The organism is Streptomyces tendae, from assembly GCF_008632955.1.
GTDB lineage: Bacteria > Actinomycetota > Actinomycetes > Streptomycetales > Streptomycetaceae > Streptomyces.
In genome coordinates this window covers 5,911,679-5,929,580 of sequence record NZ_CP043959.1, presented here as the reverse complement: position 1 = coordinate 5,929,580, position 17,902 = coordinate 5,911,679, and the positions used below count along the sequence as shown (strand labels likewise).

The window sequence follows — 17,902 nt, the reverse complement described above, 5'->3', positions numbered from 1 at the left end:
GAAGCGTAGGAAAGAGAGCAGTCCTCCATGAGCAGCAACGGAACGCCCCGCGGTCCCGTCGACTCCTCCCGGGTGCCGCGCTACGCGGGCCCGGCGACCTTCGCCCGGCTGCCCCGCCTCGACGAGGTCGGCCGCGCCGACGTCGCCGTCGTGGGCGTGCCGTTCGACTCGGGCGTCTCCTACCGGCCGGGCGCCCGCTTCGGCGGCAACGCCATCCGCGAGGCGTCCCGGCTGCTGCGCCCCTACAACCCCGCGCAGGACGCCTCGCCCTTCGCCCTCGCCCAGGTCGCGGACGGCGGCGACATCGCCGTCAACCCGTTCAACATCAACGAGGCCGTGGAGACGGTGGAGGCCGCCGCTGACGACCTGCTCGGCACCGGCGCCCGCCTGATGACCCTCGGCGGCGACCACACCATCGCGCTGCCGCTGCTCCGCTCGGTCGCCAAGAAGCACGGCCCGGTCGCGCTGCTCCACTTCGACGCGCACCTCGATACCTGGGACACCTACTTCGGCGCCGAGTACACCCACGGCACGCCGTTCCGCCGGGCCGTCGAGGAGGGCATCCTCGACACCTCCGCCCTGTCCCACGTCGGCACCCGCGGCCCGCTCTACGGCAAGCAGGACCTCACCGACGACGAGAAGATGGGCTTCGGCATCGTCACCTCCGCGGACGTCTACCGCCGCGGCGCCGACGAGGTGGCCGACCAGCTGCGCCAGCGCATCGGCGACCGTCCGCTGTACATCTCCATCGACATCGACTGCCTCGACCCGGCCCACGCGCCCGGCACCGGCACGCCCGAGGCGGGCGGCATGACCTCCCGCGAGCTGCTGGAGATCCTGCGCGGCCTCGCCTCCTGCAACCTGGTCTCCGCCGACGTCGTCGAGGTGGCCCCCGCCTACGACCACGCCGAGATCACCTCGGTCGCCGCGTCCCACACGGCGTACGAACTGACCACCATCATGTCCCGCCAGATCGCGGAGGCCCGCGCCAAGTGACGCACGACCACGACCTGGAGCTCCGCCCGACCGCCGCACAGACGGAGGCGGCGCTGAACCCCCCGCCCGGCCGCAACGGCGGAGACCTGGTCGTGGAGACCCTGGCCGGGCTCGGCGCGACCACCGTCTTCGGCCTGCCCGGCCAGCACGCCCTCGGCATGTTCGACGCCCTGCGCCGCTCCGACCTGCGCTACATCGGCCTGCGCGTGGAGAACAACGCGGGCTTCGCGGCGGACGCGTACGGCCGCATCACCGGCGAGGCGGCCCCGCTGCTGCTGTCCACAGGACCCGGCGCCCTCACCTCGCTGGCCGCGCTCCAGGAGGCGGCGGCCGCGTCCGCCCCGGTGCTGGCGATCAGCAGCCAGGTGCCGACCGCCGGCCTCGGCGGCGGACGCCACGGCTATCTGCACGAACTCCCGGACCAGTCCGCCTCGTTCCGGGGGGTCGTCAAGTCCGTGCACACGGTCCGTACGGCCTCCCAGATCCCCTCCGCGATCGCGGCGGCCTGGAAGTCGGCGCTCACCGTCCCGCACGGGCCGGTGTGGGTGGAGATCCCGCAGGACGTGCTGCTCGCCGAGACGATGCTGCCGGTGGTGACGGCGATGGACGCCAGCCCGGACGAGCTGCCCCCGCGCCCCGAACTGACCGCGCTGGCCGCGCATCTGCTGTCCCGCGCCGAACGCCCGGCGATCATCGCGGGCGGCGGGGTGGTCCGCTCCGACGCGTCGGGGAAGCTGCGGCAGCTCGCCGAGCGGATCCAGGCGCCCGTGGTGACCACCCCGGGCGGCAAGGGCGCCTTCCCCTGGACCCACCCGCTGTCGCTCCAGTCCTGGATCGAGGACCGCCACACCACCGACTTCCTCCAGGACGCGGACGTCCTGCTCGTCGTCGGCTCCGGACTCGGCGAACTCTCCTCGAACTACCACACGTTCCTGCCGCGCGGCCGGGTGATCCAGATCGAGGCCGACCTCGGCAAGCTGGAGTCCAACCACCCCGGCATCGGCATCCACGCGGACGCCCGCCTCGCCCTCCAGGCGCTGCTGGAGACGGTGGAGCCGCGTGAGGACGAGACCGCCCCGGCGCGGGTGCGCGCGCTGCTGGACCGGGTGCGGGAGCGCATCGACGCCCAGGACCTCGCGCTGGAGCAGCAGGTGCTGACGGCCGTGCGGCGCGCCCTGCCGACCGGCTCGCCGTCCTTCTGGGACATGACGATCCTCGCCTACTGGGCGTGGTCCGCGTTCGACGCGATGGGCCCCAACCACCTGCACTCGGCGCAGGGCGCCGGCGGGCTCGGCTACGGCTTCCCGGCGGCCCTCGGCGCGGCGGCCGCCGACCCCACGCGCCCGGTGCTGGCGGTCTCCGGCGACGGCGGCGCGCTGTACTCGGTCGCCGAGCTGGCCACGGCCCGCCAGTACGACCTCGACGTCACCTGGCTGATCGTCGACGACGGCGGCTACGGCATCCTGCGCGAGTACATGACGGACGCCTTCGGCGAGCCCACGGCGACCGAGCTGACCCGCCCGGACTACGTGGCCCTCGCCGAGTCCTTCGGTGTCCCCGGCGTACGGACCACCCCCGACTCCCTGGAACAGGACCTCGCCAAGTCCCTCTCGACCCGGGCCCTCGGTCGTCGTCCTCCGGCAGTGCTGCGCATGTTCGCGCCCACCCACCTGGACTGAGACGCGGGCGTCCACATGAGCGCGCGCAGCTGGCCGTGGTCCGTGGCGGCGTGGAGGCGGGCGGCCGTCCGGGACGTCGCCTCGCCGTGGAGGAGGACCCCTCCTTGGGCGGAAAACCTCGTCCAAGGAGCGGCTCGGGGACCTAGGATCGGGAGCCGGCCGTAGGGGGGAACCGTGGATCCGGAGATCGCCGCACTGGCAGGGACGGCGGGTACGACCGTCGTCACATTGATGGTGACGAATGCCTGGGAGTCGGCGAGGGACGGCATGGTCGCCCTGTGGCACCGCTTCCAGCCCGCCAGAGCGGAGAGCATCGGTGAGGAGCTGGAAGCGGGCCGTGCGGACCTGCTCCTCGCGCGCCAGGCCGATGACGCCGATGCGGAAGCCGAGCTGACCGTCGAATGGCAGGGCCGCCTGCGGCGGTTCCTGCTCGCACGGCCTGAGGCCGCCGAGGAACTGCGGCGCATCCTGGACGAGCTGACCCCGCAGCTGCCCGGCGACACCGCGCCGGAGCAGATCCGTATGGAGGCCCGGGCGTCGGGCAGTGCCCGGATCTACCAGGCCGGACGAGACCAGCACATCACCGACCGATGAGTGTGCCGACGCCGATGGAGGGCCACGCGTCGGACAGCGCCCGGGTCTACCAGACCGGTGGCGACCAGTACATCGAAGAACACGTGCACCACTACGCCCCGGGCTCGGCCCCGCTGTTCGGCCGCCACGTGGTGACCCCGGCCGAACCCAGACGGGCCGCTCCCGACTCCGTCCGCCTTCCCCTGGTCGGCCGCGCCCCCGGCGTCCTTCGGGACCGCACCGACCTCATGGAACGCTTACGGGCGGCCGTGGCCGGACCGGGCGGCGACATCCAGGTCCTGCACGGCATGGGCGGCTGTGGCAAGACGGCGGTGGCCCACGCCCTGTTCACCGAGACCGTGCGGGACCACGGCCGGGTCGGCCTGTGGGTCAACGCCTCCGAACGCGTGTCGCTGCGCGCGGGCATGCTCGCCGTCGCGGGCGACCGCGGCGCCACGGGCGGCGAACTGGCCGCCGCGGCCGGTGGCCGGCGCGCCGCGGCCGACCTGGTCTGGCACTACCTGGACCACTCGGCGGAGCCCTGGCTGCTGGTCCTCGACAACGCCGACGACCCGGCCGTTCTGGAGGAAGGCGCCTGGCTGCGCACGAGCCCTTCGGGGACGGTGCTGGTGACCACCCGCCACGCGACCTCCCCGCTGTGGCGCGCCCCGGCAGTGAGCAGTCACCGGGTCGGTGTGCTGCCCCTGGAGGACGCCACCCAGGTCCTGCGTGACCTGGCCCCGGAGGCGGGTACACCGGAGTCGGCACGGAAGGTGGCCCGACGATTGGGCTGCCTGCCCCTGGCGCTGACCCTGGCCGGGGCACACCTGTCCCACCAGTTGCTGGAGTCGTGGACCATGGACGAGTACGACCGGAGGCTGGGCGAGGAGTCGACGGCCCTGGTGGACCGGGGAGCGCCGGCCACCGGTGCGGGGCAGTCCCGCCGCCTGGTGGGCCGTACGTGGCAGCTGTCGCTGGACTCCCTGGCCGAGAGCGGTCTGCCGGAGGCGACCACCCTGTTGCGGCTGCTGTCCTTCTGGGCGGCGGATCCTGTCCCGCTGTCGCTGCTGATGCCCGTGGCACAGGGCACGGTCGCCGGTCCCGAGCACCTCGATCCGCCGCTGCACCCCGACCGCGTCGAGCCGGCCCTGCGCGCGCTCCTGGACCACTCGCTGGCGGAGCTGGTCGAGACGGACGGGCATCGCTGCGTGAAGGCCCACGGGGTTCTGCTCGACAGCGTCGCCGCGGGCGTGTCCGACGCACAGCGCGTACTCCTGGCGGGCATGGCCCTCCGGCTGCTGCGGGCGGCGCTGCCGCCGGAGGGCGCCGCGTCCCCGCGCGGACGTTCCCAGGTGCGGCTCCTGGCACCGCATGTGACCGGCCTGCTGCACCGGTCCCGCCGCTACGGCCTGGTGACGGCGGAGTCCGTACGGACCGCGACGCGCGTCGCACGGCTGGTGTACGAGGCGGGGGACTGGACCGCCGCGCTGTCCCTGGCCGCCACGGCCGCGAGGACCGCCGCGGAGCATCTGGGGGACGAGGACCCGGCGACCATCGAGGCGCGGTCCGGCCAGGGGCCCATCCTGTTCCGGCTCGGCCGGTACGCCGAAGCCGCCGACCTGCTGCGGCCGGTGCACCGGGATGCGCTGCGCACGCTCGGACCCCAGGACCCGCGCACGCTGGACGCGGCTTACGAGCTGCAGCGGGTGCTGCACCGCCTTGGCGACCTGGACGAGGCCCGGACGCTCTTGGAGGCGGTGCTGGACGGCCGTCGCGACGCACTCGGTGACGACCACGTCGCCACCCTCAAGACCCGCTGCGAGATGCTGGAACTACGACTCGCACAGGACGAGTTCGACCACTACCTGCCGACCGCCGAGGAACTGGTGGCCGACTGCGGGCACCATCTCGGCACCGAGCACCTGGTGACCGTGTGGGCACGCGACGCATGGGCGCGGGGGCTGCTGCGCGCCGGCCGGGGCGCCGAGGCGGAGGACCTCTTCCGCCGGGTTCTCGCCGGGCAGCGGGCCGGCTACGGGGACGACCATCCGCTGGTCCTCGGCGTGCTCATCCAGCTCAGCCGCGCCCAGTACGCGCAGGGCAAGCGGGTCGAAGCCGCCGCGAGCGCGCACGAGGTGGCCGAACAGCGGGCCGCGATCCTGGGCGAGGACCACCCCGAGACGGTCGCGGCCCGGGCCTGGTACGCCGAGGTCGGCGCGGAGGGGCCGTCCGGGCAGGGGTGACACCGTGTTCCTCACATGTTGATCACTCGGCCGGCCGCTCTTCCAGCTGCCCATGCATCTGATCGACCACGTCATCGCCCATGAGGACGCCTACCAGATCGACTCGACCCACTCCGGGTGGTCGATGAACGGGTTGCGGTTGTGCTGGTACGACTCGTGTATGACGTCGTTGCGGCGCTGCTCGAAGGCGTCCGGCGGGTCCTGCTCGTTCCAGGCCTTGAGCACGTCGAGCTTGCCGATGTACGGCGCGCTGCCGTTGTTCACACTGCCGTTGGGCTCCAGGTCGGGCCAGCCGTCGGTGCCCTCGTAGCGGACCGCCATGTAGAAGATCATGCGGGCCACGTCGCCCTTGACGGCGTCGCGCGGCTCGAAGGAGTCGGAGTCGGTCAGGCTGCCGCCGCCGTTCGCGACGGCGCTGCCGCCGTTGTCGAAGTCCTTGTTGCCCCGGACGCTGTTGACCTGGACGTCCGCCGGGCGCAGGTGGTGGATGTCGGTGCCGGGGCCGGTGGAGGTGCCGAAGTCGCCGTGGGACTTGGCCCAGACGTGCTCGCGGTTCCAGTCGCCGGTGTCGCCGCCGTTGAGGCTCTTGCTGCGGGAGACGCCCGAGTACAGCAGGACCACGTTGCCGCTGTTCGCCGGGTCCTCGTCGGTGTCCTTGAGGGCGTCCCAGACGGCCGAGTACGACAGCTTCGTCTGGTCGCTGACGATCGTGTTCAGGGCGTCCCTGAGGTCGTCACCGGTCTTGCCCTCGGCGCGCTCGTAGTAGTCGGCCACCACGGCGGCGTGCGCCTGGGCGGCCGGGGCCTCCGGAGCGGGGGCCGAGGCGCCGGCGGTGGCGGGGGTCAGGGCGGGGACGGCGAGTCCGGCCAGGACGGCGGCGCTCGCCAGCGCCACCGCCCTCCGGCGCCGTATGCGTACAGCAGGCATGTGGGGTGTCCGATCTACGCGGGTTGCACAAGGGAGATACCCGAGAGACTGGCATGCACATGCAGTCAAGCGCGTGGAGGGAACGTGCCGATTGCGTGACGAGAGTCCGACATCGCGTAGCCGCCGTGTGCCGCCGGAAATGTTGCGGAGGGATGAAATCCGCTTCGGCCGGCGTTGGAGCCTTGCGGAAGATCAGGACGATCGGAGGGCACCGCGTGACAGCGCAACGGGGATGGGCACGACGACTGGCCGCCTACGCGTGGCGGCACCCCAGGAACGTCGTCCTGGCCCTCGGCTCCTCCCTCGCCGGCATGGCCGTCATGGCCCTGGTCCCGCTGATCACCAAGGTGATCATCGACGACGTCATCGGGGACAAGACACGGGACATGGGCACCTGGGCCGGTCTGCTGGTCGGCGCCGCGCTCGCCGTGTACGTCCTCACCTACGTCCGCCGCTACTACGGCGGCCGGCTCGCCCTCGACGTCCAGCACGACCTGCGTACCGAGATGTACGGCTCGATCGCCCGGCTCGACGGCAGACGCCAGGACGAGCTGTCCACCGGGCAGGTCGTCGGCCGCGCCACCAGCGACCTCCAGCTCATCCAGGGCCTGCTCTTCATGCTGCCGATGACCATCGGCAACCTGCTGCTGTTCGTGATCTCCCTGGTGATCATGGCGTCGCTGTCCCTGCCGCTCACCGCGATCGCGCTCGCCGTCGCCCCCGCCCTGTGGTGGATCGCCAAGCGCAGCCGCACCCGGCTGCACCCCTCCACCTGGTACGCCCAGGCGCAGGCGGGCGCCGTCGCCGGCGTGGTCGACGGCGCGGTCAGCGGTGTCCGCGTGGTCAAGGGCTTCGGGCAGGAGGAACAGGAGACCGGCAAGCTGCGCGAGGTCGGCCGCCGCCTGTACGCGGGACGCCTGCGCACCATCAAGCTGAACGCCCGCTTCACCCCCGCCCTCCAGTCCGTGCCCGCGCTGGGCCAGGTGGCGATGCTCGCCCTCGGCGGCTGGCTCGCGGTGCGCGGGCACATCACGCTGGGCACCTTCGTCGCCTTCTCCACCTACCTCGCCCAGCTCGTCGGCCCGGTGCGGATGCTCGCCGTCGTCCTCACCGTCGCCCAGCAGGCCCGCGCCGGCACCGAGCGCGTCCTCGAACTGATCGACACCGAGCCGTCCCTGACCGACGGCACCAAGGAACTGCCCGCCGACGCCCCCGCGACCGTCGAGTTCGACGACGTCGCCTTCGGCTACGACCCAGGGCGGCCGGTCCTGGACGGCCTGTCCTTCGAGATCCGCCCCGGCGAGACCCTCGCCGTGGTCGGCTCCTCCGGCTCCGGCAAGTCCACCGTCTCCCTGCTGCTGCCACGCTTCTACGACGTCACCCGCGGCGCCGTCCTGGTCGGCGGGCACGACGTGCGCGAGCTGACCACCGAGTCGCTGCGCGCCGCCATCGGCCTGGTCCCGGAGGACTCCTTCCTGTTCTCCGACACCGTGCGCGCCAACATCGCCTACGGCCGCCCCGACGCCACCGACGAGCAGATCGCCGCCGCCGCCCGCGCCGCCCGGGCCGACCGGTTCATCGACGAGCTGCCCGACGGCTACGACACCACCGTGGGCGAGCACGGCCTGACCCTTTCCGGCGGCCAGCGCCAGCGCATCGCCCTGGCCCGCGCCATCCTCACCGACCCGCGCCTGCTGGTCCTCGACGACGCCACCTCCGCCGTGGACGCCCGCGTCGAGCACGAGATCCACGAGGTGCTGAAGAGCGTCATGCGGGGCCGTACGACGCTGCTCATCGCGCACCGCCGCTCCACCCTGAACCTCGCCGACCGCATCGCCGTCCTGGACGGCGGCCGGCTCGCCGACATCGGCACCCACGACGAGCTCCAGCGCCGCTCCCCGCTGTACCGCCGGCTGCTCACCGACCCCGACGAGCTGGGCGCCGTCTCCCCGGGCCACACCCCGCCCGCCGGGCCGCTGAAGGAGGACACCTCCGTCCGCGAGGAGCTGGACGCCGAGTTCGACGCCGAGCGGGGCGTCACCCCGCGGCTGTGGACCGGCGACCGCGAGCCGAAGGACGCCGCCCTGGCCGGCGCCCCGGCGACCCCGGAACTACTCGCCCAGGTCGCGGCCCTGCCCCCGGCCGACGACGTCCCCGACGTCGACGAGGCCCGCGCCGTCCGCGCCGAGGACTCCTACGGCCTGCGCCGCCTGCTGCGGGGCTTCCGCGCCCCCCTGCTGATCAGCCTCGGCCTGGTCGCCGTGGACGCCGGCATGGGCCTGCTGCTGCCGATCCTCATCCGGCACGGCATCGACGAGGGCGTCACCCGTGCCGCCCAGACCGCGGTGTGGGCGGCCGCACTGCTGGGACTGTTCGCCGTGCTCGCCCAGTGGGCCGCGCAGACCGGCGAGATCCGGATGACCGGCCGCACCGGCGAGCGCGTGCTGTACTCGCTGCGGCTGAAGATCTTCGCCCAGCTCCAGCGGCTCGGCCTCGACTACTACGAGCGCGAGCTGACCGGCCGGATCATGACCCGGATGACCACGGACATCGACGCGCTGTCCACGTTCCTGCAGACCGGCCTGGTCACCGCGTTCGTCTCGGTGGTCACCTTCTTCGGCATCATGGTCGCCCTGCTCGTCCTGGACGTCGGCCTGGCCCTGGTCGTCTTCGCCACCCTGCCCCCGCTGATCCTCGCCACGTACTTCTTCCGGCGGGCCAGCGTGAAGGCGTACGAGCTGGCGCGGGAACGGGTGTCGGTGGTCAACGCCGACCTCCAGGAGTCGGTGGCCGGGCTGCGGATCGTGCAGGCCTTCCGCCGGGAGCGGGACGGCGCGCGGCGGTTCGCCGAGCGCAGCGCCGACTACCGCAGCGCCCGCATCCGCGGCCAGTGGCTGATCTCGGTGTACTTCCCGTTCGTGCAGCTGCTGTCCTCGGTCGCCGCGGCGGCGGTGCTGGTGGTGGGCGGCGGCCGGGTCGACGACGGCACGCTGGCCATCGGCTCGCTCGTGGCGTACCTGCTCTACATTGACCTGTTCTTCGCGCCCGTGCAGCAGCTCTCCCAGGTCTTCGACGGTTACCAGCAGGCGTCCGTCTCCCTCGGCCGGATCCAGGAGCTTCTGCGCGAGCCGACCTCCACCAAGGCCCCGGCGAAGCCGCTCCCGGTGACGTCCCTGCGCGGCGAGATCGCCTTCGAGGACGTGCACTTCGCGTACGGCGACGGTGAGGACGCACTCACCGGCATCGACCTCACCGTCCCCGCCGGGCAGACCGTCGCGTTCGTCGGCGAGACCGGCGCCGGGAAGTCCACCCTGGTGAAGCTGGTGGCCCGGTTCTACGACCCCACCGGCGGCCGGGTCACCGTCGACGGCACGGACCTGCGCGACCTGGACCTCACCGCGTACCGGCACCGGCTCGGCGTCGTCCCGCAGGAGGCGTACCTCTTTCCCGGCACCGTCCGCGACGCCATCGCCTACGGCCGCCCCGACGCCACCGACGCCGAGGTGGAGGCCGCGGCCCGCGCGGTCGGCGCGCACGAGATGATCGCCACGCTGGACGGCGGCTACCTCCACGAGGTCGCCGAGCGCGGCCGCAACCTGTCGGCCGGCCAGCGCCAGCTGATCGCGCTGGCCCGCGCCGAACTCGTCGACCCCGACGTGCTGTTGCTCGACGAGGCCACCGCCGCCCTCGACCTCGCCACCGAGGCGCAGGTCAACCTGGCCACCGACCGCCTGGCCGGCCGCCGCACCACGCTCGTCGTCGCCCACCGCCTCACCACCGCCGCCCGCGCCGACCGGGTGATCGTCATGGACCGCGGCCGGGTCGCCGAGGACGGCACGCACGAGGAACTGCTGCGCAAGGGCGGCCGGTACGCCGCGCTGTGGCGGACGTTCGTCGGTGAGGACGTACCGGCACCGGCCTGATCCGGCCGTTCGCCGCCCCCGCGCACCGGCTCGCGCAACCGTGCGACGTACGCCCCGCGTCCGTACACGCGTACGCCGTCGGCCGCGGCGGGTGCGGTACGGGGAGGACGACTGTGCGCAGTGGAGCGATACACCGGCGGCTCGCGCCGGTCCTTGCGGTGCTGACCGCCTCCGGGCTGCTCGCCGCCGCACCGGTCCAGGCGGCGGAGGCGTCCGCGCTGTGCCCGGGGCGCAAGGCGCGGACCCTGCCGTTCTCCACCGGGTCGGTGCACGTCTACAAGCGCGGCGACTACGTCTGCGCCGTCACCTTGGCCAAGAACGGCGGCGTGAAGCGGCAGATGTCGGTGAGCGTGCAGGCGCGCGGCGGACGCCCGGTGGTCGACGAGGGGCGTTTCGCCCATCACGCGGGGCCGGTGACCGTACACGTCGGACGGCGCTGCGTCTGGGTCAGGGGCCGGGCCGGGGCGGACTCGGTCAGCTCCGGCTGGATCCTGTGCTGACCCCTCCCCTGAGCGGGAGTCGTACAGGGTTTTCCCTACGTCCCCTGGTGCGTGAGGAGTTGGTCGAGTAGCTTCCGGCGCACATCTGTCTCACAGGGGAGTGCGCATGCGCAAGGCGCTCAGATGGCTGCTGGCGCTCACGGTGCTCATAGGCACACTGAGTACGGCCGGGGCGGCCACCGCCGCCGAGCCGAAGGCCACCGGCACCACTGACATCAAGGAAAGGCTGCTCTCGATCCCGGGCATGAGCCTGATCGAGGAGAAGCCCTACACCGGGTACCGCTTCTTCGTCCTCAACTACACCCAGCCGGTGGACCACCGCCGGCCGGACAAGGGGACGTTCCAGCAGCGGATCACGGTGCTGCACAAGGACACCGCGCGGCCCACCGTCTTTTACACCGGCGGCTACAGCGTCTCCACGACGCCCCGCCGCGCCGAGCCGACCCAGATCGTGGACGGCAACCAGGTCTCCATGGAGTACCGCTTCTTCACCCCGTCCCGGCCCGAGCCGGCCGACTGGTCGAAGCTGGACATCTGGCAGGCCGCCAGTGACCAGCACCGCATCTTCAAGGCCCTGAAGAAGGTCTACAGCGAGAACTGGATCTCCACCGGCGGGTCCAAGGGCGGCATGACCGCCACCTACTACGAGCGCTTCTACCCCAAGGACATGGACGGTGTCGTCGCCTACGTCGCGCCCAACGACGTGGTGAACGACGAGGACTCCGCCTACGACCGCTTCTTCCGCACCGTCGGCACCAAGGAGTGCCGCGACCGGCTGAACGGCGTGCAGCGCGAGGCGCTGGTGCGCCGCGCCCCGCTGGAGAAGAAGTACGCGGCCTACGCCGCCGAGAACGGCTACACCTTCGACACCATCGGCAGCCTGGACCGCGCCTACGAGGCGGTCGTCCTGGACTACGTGTGGGGCTTCTGGCAGTACAGCACCGTCGCCGACTGCCAGGACGTCCCGGCGGACGCCAAGAACGCCACCGACGAGGAGATCTGGACCTCCGTCGACACGATCTCCGGCTTCTCGTTCTACACGGACCAGGGCCTGGAGCCGTACACGCCGTACTACTACCAGGCCGGCACCCAGTTGGGCGCGCCGACCATCCACTTCCCGCACATCGAGAAGAAGTACGTCCGCTACGGCTACCAGCCGCCGCGCAACTTCGTGCCCCGCTCCATCGGCATGAAGTTCCAGCCGTACGTCATGCGGGACGTCGACACCTGGGTCCGCCACCACGCCCGGCAGATGCTGTTCGTGTACGGCGAGAACGACCCGTGGGGCGCCGAGCCGTTCCGCCTCGCCAAGGGCGCGCGCGACTCGTACGTCTTCACCGCGCCCGGCATGAACCACGGTGCGAACGTGGCCGGTCTGGTCGACAAGCAGAAGGCGCTGGCCACGGCCCGCATCCTGGACTGGGCGGGCGTCGCCCCGAGCGCGGTCCAGGCGAACCCGACGGCGGCCAGGCCGCTGGCGAAGTTCGACGCCAAGCTCGACAAGCGGGACGTCGAGCCGCGGCACGCGCTGCGTCCGTGACGCCCGCGCGGGATCACACCGGGACGGCGCAGCCGACCGGTGCGGTCCCGCGCAGCCGGACGTAGAGGGCCGTGGACGCCGGGCAGTCGGCCCGGGCGTCCACGGCCTTCGTCACCTTGAACTCCGGCCCGCGCGGGCCGCTTCCGTCACAGGCGGTCTCGCGGACCTTGCCGTCGGCGAGGGCGTACACGCAGTCGCCCACGACGGTGCGCGGCCCGCCCCCGCCGCCCGGGTCGCCCGGGTGCGGCGGCTGGAGGTGGCGCATGCAGGCGTAGCCGAGCGGCACCATGCCGTCGCCGTCCTCGTCGGCGGCCGGCCACTGCTCGCTGATGTGCAGCACGAAGTCGGTGGCCGGCGGGCAGAGTGGCCCGTCGCGCACGATCCCGTCGTGCCGGGCGACCACCCGCGCCGCCGCGCGCTCGCTCGCGCAGGACACCTCGGTGAAGCTGGTGCGGCCGAAGGAGCTGCACTCGCCGACGTCGAGGAACACCGCCCCGTACCCGGTCGGCCGCACGGGCGGCGCCACGGCGGCCGTGCGGTCCGCCTCCCCGCCGGGCGCCTCCCGGCACCCGGCGAGGAGTACCGCACCGGCCACGGCGCGCACGGCCCGCGCCCCCTACCCGCTCACACGCATCGCCATCCCCCTGGAAGACCCCGGCCCAGTCTGACCGGCCGATCCCGGGACACGCCGGACATGTGGGACGGTTCGCGCACATGGGGTGGTCCGTCCCACGCGGGTGACGTACCGGGACCTACGCCCTCGTAGGTAGGAGGAGAGCGTGCGTGCGGTCCGCCGGAGCTCCTGCCCTGCCCGGTCGTGGACCTCGTCGGACCGCTCGGAGCCGGCGCACGTCACCCTCGCACCGGCCGCCTGCCGGTGCGAGGGTGACGTGGCGTTCGCGGCTGCTAGTACGTCAGTCCGTACCCGACCGGGTAGAGCGCCGTCGCCGGGTCGTCCGCGCGCTGCACCGGCACCGGCAGCTTGCCGCGCGGGCGGACCTTCCCGGCGATCGCCCGGGCCGCCGCGCGCAGTTCGACGTCGGTCCAGGAGTACGACGCCAGGAACGCCTGCACGCCGGGCAGGTGGGCCACGTCGTAGGGGTTGCGAATCGCCACCGCGACGACCGGCTTCCCGGTCGCCAGCAGCTGCTCGACGAGCGTTTTCTGGCTGCTGGACGCGGTGACGTTGTACGTCCCCACGACCACCGCGTCCGCGTCCTCGGCCGCCGCCACGGCCTGGGCGACGACCGCCGCCGAGGGCGCCGTGCCGGTGGACAGGGCGGTCGCGGTGAAGCCCAGCTCGGTCAGGGCCTGCGCGATCACGCCGGTGGGCGGGCCCGTGGTGCCGGACGGGGACGCCGGATCGGCGCCGACCACCAGCACCTTGGGCGTACGGCGGCGGGACAGCGGCAGCAGCCCGCCCTCGTTGACCAGCAGGGTGGTGCCGTGCTCGGCGATCCGGTCGGCGGCGGCCAGGTGCGACCGGGTGCCGACGGTGCGGTCGACGCCCGTGTGGCTGACGTAGGGGTCGTCGAACAGGCCCAGGCGGGCCTTCAGCCGCAGCACCCGCAGGATCGACTCGTCGAGCCGGGACTCCGTCAGTTCGCCGTCCCGTACGGCCCGCAGGACCGCGTTCCAGGCGACGTCCAGGGACGGCGGGTTGAGCAGCTGGTCCACGCCGGCCTTGAGTGCCAGCACCGGCACCCGGTCGTCGCCGTACTTGGTGCGCACGCCCTCCATGCCGAGGGAGTCGGTCACCACGACGCCGTCGTAGCCCAGTTCCTCGCGCAGGATCCCGGTGAGGATCGGGCGGGAGAGGGTGGCCGGGTCCTCCGACGGGTCGAGCGCGGGCACGACGATGTGCGCGGTCATGATGGAATCGATGCCCGCGGCGACCGCCGCACGGAACGGCGGCGCGTCCAGCTCCTCCCACTCCTCGCGGGTGTGGTGGATCCACGGCAGCGCCTCGTGGCTGTCGGTGACCGTGTCGCCGTGACCGGGGAAGTGCTTGGCCGTGGCCGCCACTCCGGCCGACTCGTAGCCCTTCACCTCGGCCGCGACGAGCCCGGCGACGGCCGCGGGGTCGGAGCCGAAGGAGCGGACGCCGATGACGGGGTTGGCCGGATTGACGTTCACGTCGGCCACGGGGGAGTAGTTCTGCCGGATGCCCAGGGCGTGCAGCTCCCGGCCGGCGATCCGCCCCAGGTTGCGCGCGTCGGAGCGGGAGCCGCCCGCGCCGACGTTCATCGCGCCCGGCAGCAGCGTCGCGGGCTCGCCCACGCGGGCCACGATGCCGTGCTCCTGGTCGGTGGAGATCAGCACGGGCAGGCCGCGCGGGAGACCCAGGGAGGCCTTCTGGATGCCGTTGGACAGGTCGGCGATCTGGTGCGGGTCGCGGGTGTTGTGCGCCCAGGCGAAGTAGATGATGCCGCCGACCCGGTACTTGGCGACCAGCTCGGCGGCCGTACGCACCCCGATCTCGTCGAGGTTGGCGTCGATGTCGGCCTGGTCCGGATCGGTGGCGGAGTGGCCGTAGACCCGCATCACGAACAGCTGGCCGACCTTCTCCTCCAGCGTCATACGGGAGATGAGGGCGCGCAGCTTTCGGTCGTCGGGGCGGTGCGTGCCGGTGGCCGCGTGGACGGTGCCGCCGGCCGCCAGGACGGAGGTGACGCCCGCCGTCGCGGCGAGGACGGTACGTCTGGACGGACGGGCGGTGCTTGCCGTGCTTCCGGGGCTGCTGTCGGGCACGTGCGCTCCTTTGGGAGGTGATCCGCGGGGGGCCGGGGATCCGCTGAAGGAAACTTCCAGGAGGTCACCAATATCCGGGAAGTTTCTGCCAGTCAAGGGCATGCGCAGCAACCGGAGGGCCGTCGTCGGCGCGGCGGGAGGGGGCGGCGCCGACGACGGCGGGCCACCGGGCCGGGGTACGGCGCCGAGGGGGGTCAGCGGTCGCGGCGGCGCGACCACCCCGGGGACTCGTCCGGCAGCCTGCCCCTCGGACGTACGAGGGCGGCCACGGGTTCCCCGCCGGGGCCGGACTCCGCCGTACTCGGGGCCGGCGGGGTCAGCGCGGCCCGTGGGCCGACACGGCGGGCCAGTGCGCGACCAGCGTGCGGACCGTCTCCGCGATCGCGGGGCGGCGGGCCGCGCCAGTGCGCCACAACGCGTACAGCCGCCGTACGGGCAGCGGGTCGAGCGGCACCTCCACCACTCCGGAGGGCAGCGGACCACGCCCCAGCCGGGGGATCAGCGCGATGCCCAGACCGGCCGCGACCAGGGCGACCAGGGTGGGGTTCTCGTCGGCCTGGTGCACGATGTCCGGCTCGTGTCCGGCCGCCCGCAGCGTCCGCACCAGCCACTCGTGGCAGACCCGCCCCGGCGGCTGGCAGATCCACCGCTCCCCGCCCAGCTCCTCGCGCCGCACCGCCGCCCGCCCCGCGAACCGGTGCCCCTCGGGCACCAGCAGATCGCACAGGTCGTCCCCGATCACCGTCTGCTCCACGCCCGCGGGCGCCGGCAAGGGCGCGATGTCCCAGTCGTGCGCGATCACCAGGTCGACCGCGCCCTTGGCGACCAGGTCCACGGACAGGTGCGGGTCCACCTCGGTGAGCCGGGTGTCGAGCGCGGGGTGCCGTCGGGCCAGGTCCGCCAGCACCGGCGGCATCAGCCCGCGCGCGGCGGACGCGAACGCCGCGACGGTCAGCCGCCCGGCAGGCACCCCGCGCCGCTCCTCCAGCTCCGTCTCCGCCCGCTCCACGATGGCGATCAGTTCCCGTGCGGCGCGGACCAGTTGGTGCGCCTCGTCGGTCAGCCGGACGCCCCGGCCCTCCCGCTCCAGGAGCACGGTCCGCGTCTCCCGCTCCAGCTTGGCGATCTGCTGCGACACGGCGGACGAGGTGTAGCCGAGCGCGGTGGCGGCGGCGCCGACGGTGCCGTGCACGGAGACGGCGTACAGGGCGCGCAGACGCTGGAGGTCGAGCATGACGGCGGCTCCCCGATCGGTTAGCGACGCTTCATCCAACCATGCAGGAATCGTCGCTGGTGCTGAAGTGTCGTCACCGGTGATCCTCGACGTATGCGACCGTCACACGTCCTTCTCGCCGTCCTCGTCGCCGCCGTGTGGGGAGTGAACTTCACCGTTATCGAGGTCGGGCTCGACCACTTCCCGCCGCTGCTCTTCTCCGCGCTGCGCTTCCTGGTCGCGGCCCTGCCCGCGGTGTTCCTCGTCGGGCCGCCCAAGGTGGCGTGGAAGTGGATCGTGGGGGTGGGACTCGCCCTCGGGGTCGCCAAGTTCGGGCTGCTGTTCATCGGCATGGACACCGGGATGCCGGGCGGGCTGTCCTCGCTGGTGCTCCAGGTCCAGGCGGTGTTCACGGCCCTGTTCGCCTTCGCCCTCCTCGGCGAACGCCCCACCGGGGTACGGCTGCTGGGGATGGCCGTGGCGCTGGCCGGCATCGGCGTGGCGGCGGTCGACGAGGGCGCCTCGGGCCCGCTGACCGGCTTCGCCCTCGTCGTCGCGGCGGCGGCCTGCTGGGGCGTCTCCAACATCCTCACCCGCCGGGCGTCGCCCCCCGACGCCCTGAACTTCATGATCTGGGTCAGCACGGTCCCGGTGCTGCCGCTGCTCGCCCTCTCGCTGCTCGTCGAGGGCCCGTCGGCGGACCTGGCCGCGCTGCGCTCCCTGGACTGGTCCGGCGGGGCCACGGTCCTCTACGTCGCCTGGGGCGCCACGGTGTTCGGCTTCGGCGCCTGGGGCTGGCTCCTGCACCGCCACCCCGCGTCCACGGTCGCCCCGTTCTCCCTCCTGGTCCCGGTCTTCGGCATGACGTCGGCGGCCCTGTTCCTGGGCGAGTCCGTCACCCCGCTGCGGTGGTGCGCGGCGGCGCTGCTGGTGGGCGGGGTGGCGCTGACGTCCCTGAGCCGGGGCGGGACGGCGGGGCGCAACCCGGCGGAGGCCGTCACGGAGCCCGTACGGCAGGCTGGGGCCAGCTCCGAGGGGTCCCTGCCGGGGGAGTCGGCGCAGGGGCCGGGGGCTTCGCTCCGCGCGTGATACGTGCCTCGCGGCGCGGGCGGACGGTTCCCGTGAGCGGGGGGCGGAGGCGCGGGGCGCGGTGCGGGGGCGCGGGGGCCGGTGCGGCCGCCCGCCCCGGACGCGGAGGGGGATTCGTGGGCGGGGGCGGTGCGGACGGCGCCGCCTCTGTGGTGACGGCCGACCCGGTCCCGGGCGTCGGGCGCGGGGCGCATGGTGGCGTGCGGGCCGCGCCGCCCTTGAGTCGCGGGCCGACCGCTTCTGGACGCGGGCCTGGCGCGCGGATCCGGGGTGGAGTGCCGGCCGTGCGGCCCTGGTGCCGACCGACCGCCCCGGACTCGGGGCGCGACAGCCGCGGTGGCGGTGTGGGCGGCAGGGGCGCGGGATCGGTCGTGGTGGTGCGGGCCGGCGGCGGTCACGTGGTGCTCGTCCCGTCCCGCTCCCCCCGCCCGGCGCGGAACTCTGCCCGGCGCGGGCCCCTGCCGGTCC

Annotated in this window: 11 protein-coding genes and 1 pseudogene; 8 read left to right on the top strand and 4 right to left on the bottom strand. The window is 73.4% G+C overall.

The features are described 5' to 3' along the window. The first annotated feature begins 27 nt into the window (after nt 1-27). The 4 genes and pseudogenes from speB to F3L20_RS27150 all read left to right on the top strand — a co-directional run bounded on the left by speB (nt 28) and on the right by F3L20_RS27150 (nt 5,491). Complete coding sequence (gene speB, locus F3L20_RS27165) at nt 28-996, top strand: agmatinase (RefSeq protein WP_024885510.1); 969 nt, start codon at nt 28-30, stop codon at nt 994-996. After that, nucleotides 993-2,675 (top strand): annotated as a pseudogene (locus tag F3L20_RS27160) (thiamine pyrophosphate-binding protein). Before speB ends, F3L20_RS27160 begins: the two are co-directional and overlap by 4 nt. A 174-nt stretch (nt 2,676-2,849) precedes the next feature. Further along, nucleotides 2,850-3,269 carry a hypothetical protein gene (locus tag F3L20_RS27155; RefSeq protein ID WP_150156559.1) on the top strand — a complete coding sequence of 140 codons (420 nt, stop codon included), beginning with the start codon at nt 2,850-2,852 and terminating at the stop codon, nt 3,267-3,269. Next, the gene (locus tag F3L20_RS27150; RefSeq protein ID WP_150156558.1) at nt 3,266-5,491 is read left to right on the top strand and encodes a tetratricopeptide repeat protein; all 2,226 of its coding nucleotides are present in this window, start codon (nt 3,266-3,268) and stop codon (nt 5,489-5,491) included. Before F3L20_RS27155 ends, F3L20_RS27150 begins: the two co-directional genes overlap by 4 nt. A 90-nt stretch (nt 5,492-5,581) precedes the next feature. On the opposite strand, the gene F3L20_RS27145 is transcribed toward F3L20_RS27150, so the two are convergent. Further along, nucleotides 5,582-6,418 carry an endonuclease I family protein gene (locus F3L20_RS27145; protein WP_150156557.1) on the bottom strand — a complete coding sequence of 279 codons (837 nt, stop codon included), beginning with the start codon at nt 6,416-6,418 and terminating at the stop codon, nt 5,582-5,584. A 215-nt stretch (nt 6,419-6,633) separates the two neighbouring features. Between F3L20_RS27145 and F3L20_RS27140 the strand changes: the two genes are divergently transcribed. From F3L20_RS27140 to F3L20_RS27130, 3 genes are all read left to right on the top strand, one after another. Continuing rightward, nucleotides 6,634-10,341 carry an ABC transporter ATP-binding protein gene (locus F3L20_RS27140; protein WP_150156556.1) on the top strand — a complete coding sequence of 1,236 codons (3,708 nt, stop codon included), beginning with the start codon at nt 6,634-6,636 and terminating at the stop codon, nt 10,339-10,341. 113 nt (nt 10,342-10,454) lie between these two features. Continuing rightward, nucleotides 10,455-10,841, top strand: a complete 387-nt coding sequence (locus tag F3L20_RS27135; protein WP_150156555.1) for a hypothetical protein — start codon at nt 10,455-10,457, stop codon at nt 10,839-10,841. A gap of 106 nt (nt 10,842-10,947) precedes the next feature. Beyond that, entirely contained in the window at nt 10,948-12,381 is a 1,434-nt protein-coding gene (locus tag F3L20_RS27130; RefSeq protein WP_150156554.1) for a S28 family serine protease, read from the top strand. 13 nt (nt 12,382-12,394) lie between these two features. Here the strand turns inward: F3L20_RS27130 and F3L20_RS27125 are convergent, their stop codons facing one another. The 3 genes from F3L20_RS27125 to F3L20_RS27115 all read right to left on the bottom strand — a co-directional run bounded on the left by F3L20_RS27125 (nt 12,395) and on the right by F3L20_RS27115 (nt 16,366). After that, nucleotides 12,395-12,985, bottom strand: a complete 591-nt coding sequence (locus tag F3L20_RS27125) for a hypothetical protein (protein ID WP_150156553.1) — start codon at nt 12,983-12,985, stop codon at nt 12,395-12,397. A 302-nt stretch (nt 12,986-13,287) separates the two neighbouring features. Next, nucleotides 13,288-15,132, bottom strand: coding sequence for a glycoside hydrolase family 3 protein (locus tag F3L20_RS27120; protein WP_150156552.1), 1,845 nt, complete (start codon nt 15,130-15,132; stop codon nt 13,288-13,290). Between the two features lie 316 nt (nt 15,133-15,448). Continuing rightward, nucleotides 15,449-16,366, bottom strand: coding sequence for a LysR family transcriptional regulator (locus tag F3L20_RS27115; RefSeq protein WP_150156551.1), 918 nt, complete (start codon nt 16,364-16,366; stop codon nt 15,449-15,451). A gap of 93 nt (nt 16,367-16,459) precedes the next feature. Between F3L20_RS27115 and F3L20_RS27110 the strand changes: the two genes are divergently transcribed. Next, nucleotides 16,460-17,434: an EamA family transporter gene (locus tag F3L20_RS27110; protein WP_150156550.1), complete on the top strand. Its 975-nt coding sequence runs from the start codon at nt 16,460-16,462 to the stop codon at nt 17,432-17,434. Nucleotides 17,435-17,902: the final 468 nt, after the last annotated feature.

Coding starts and splice junctions, on each gene's coding strand:
- F3L20_RS27110 (WP_150156550.1), top strand. CDS start 16,460: ATGCGACCGTCACACGTCCTTCTCGCCGTCCTCGTCGCCGCCGTGTGG.
- F3L20_RS27130 (WP_150156554.1), top strand. CDS start 10,948: ATGCGCAAGGCGCTCAGATGGCTGCTGGCGCTCACGGTGCTCATAGGC.
- F3L20_RS27145 (WP_150156557.1), bottom strand. CDS start 6,418: ATGCCTGCTGTACGCATACGGCGCCGGAGGGCGGTGGCGCTGGCGAGC.
- F3L20_RS27115 (WP_150156551.1), bottom strand. CDS start 16,366: ATGCTCGACCTCCAGCGTCTGCGCGCCCTGTACGCCGTCTCCGTGCAC.
- speB (WP_024885510.1), top strand. CDS start 28: ATGAGCAGCAACGGAACGCCCCGCGGTCCCGTCGACTCCTCCCGGGTG.
- F3L20_RS27150 (WP_150156558.1), top strand. CDS start 3,266: ATGAGTGTGCCGACGCCGATGGAGGGCCACGCGTCGGACAGCGCCCGG.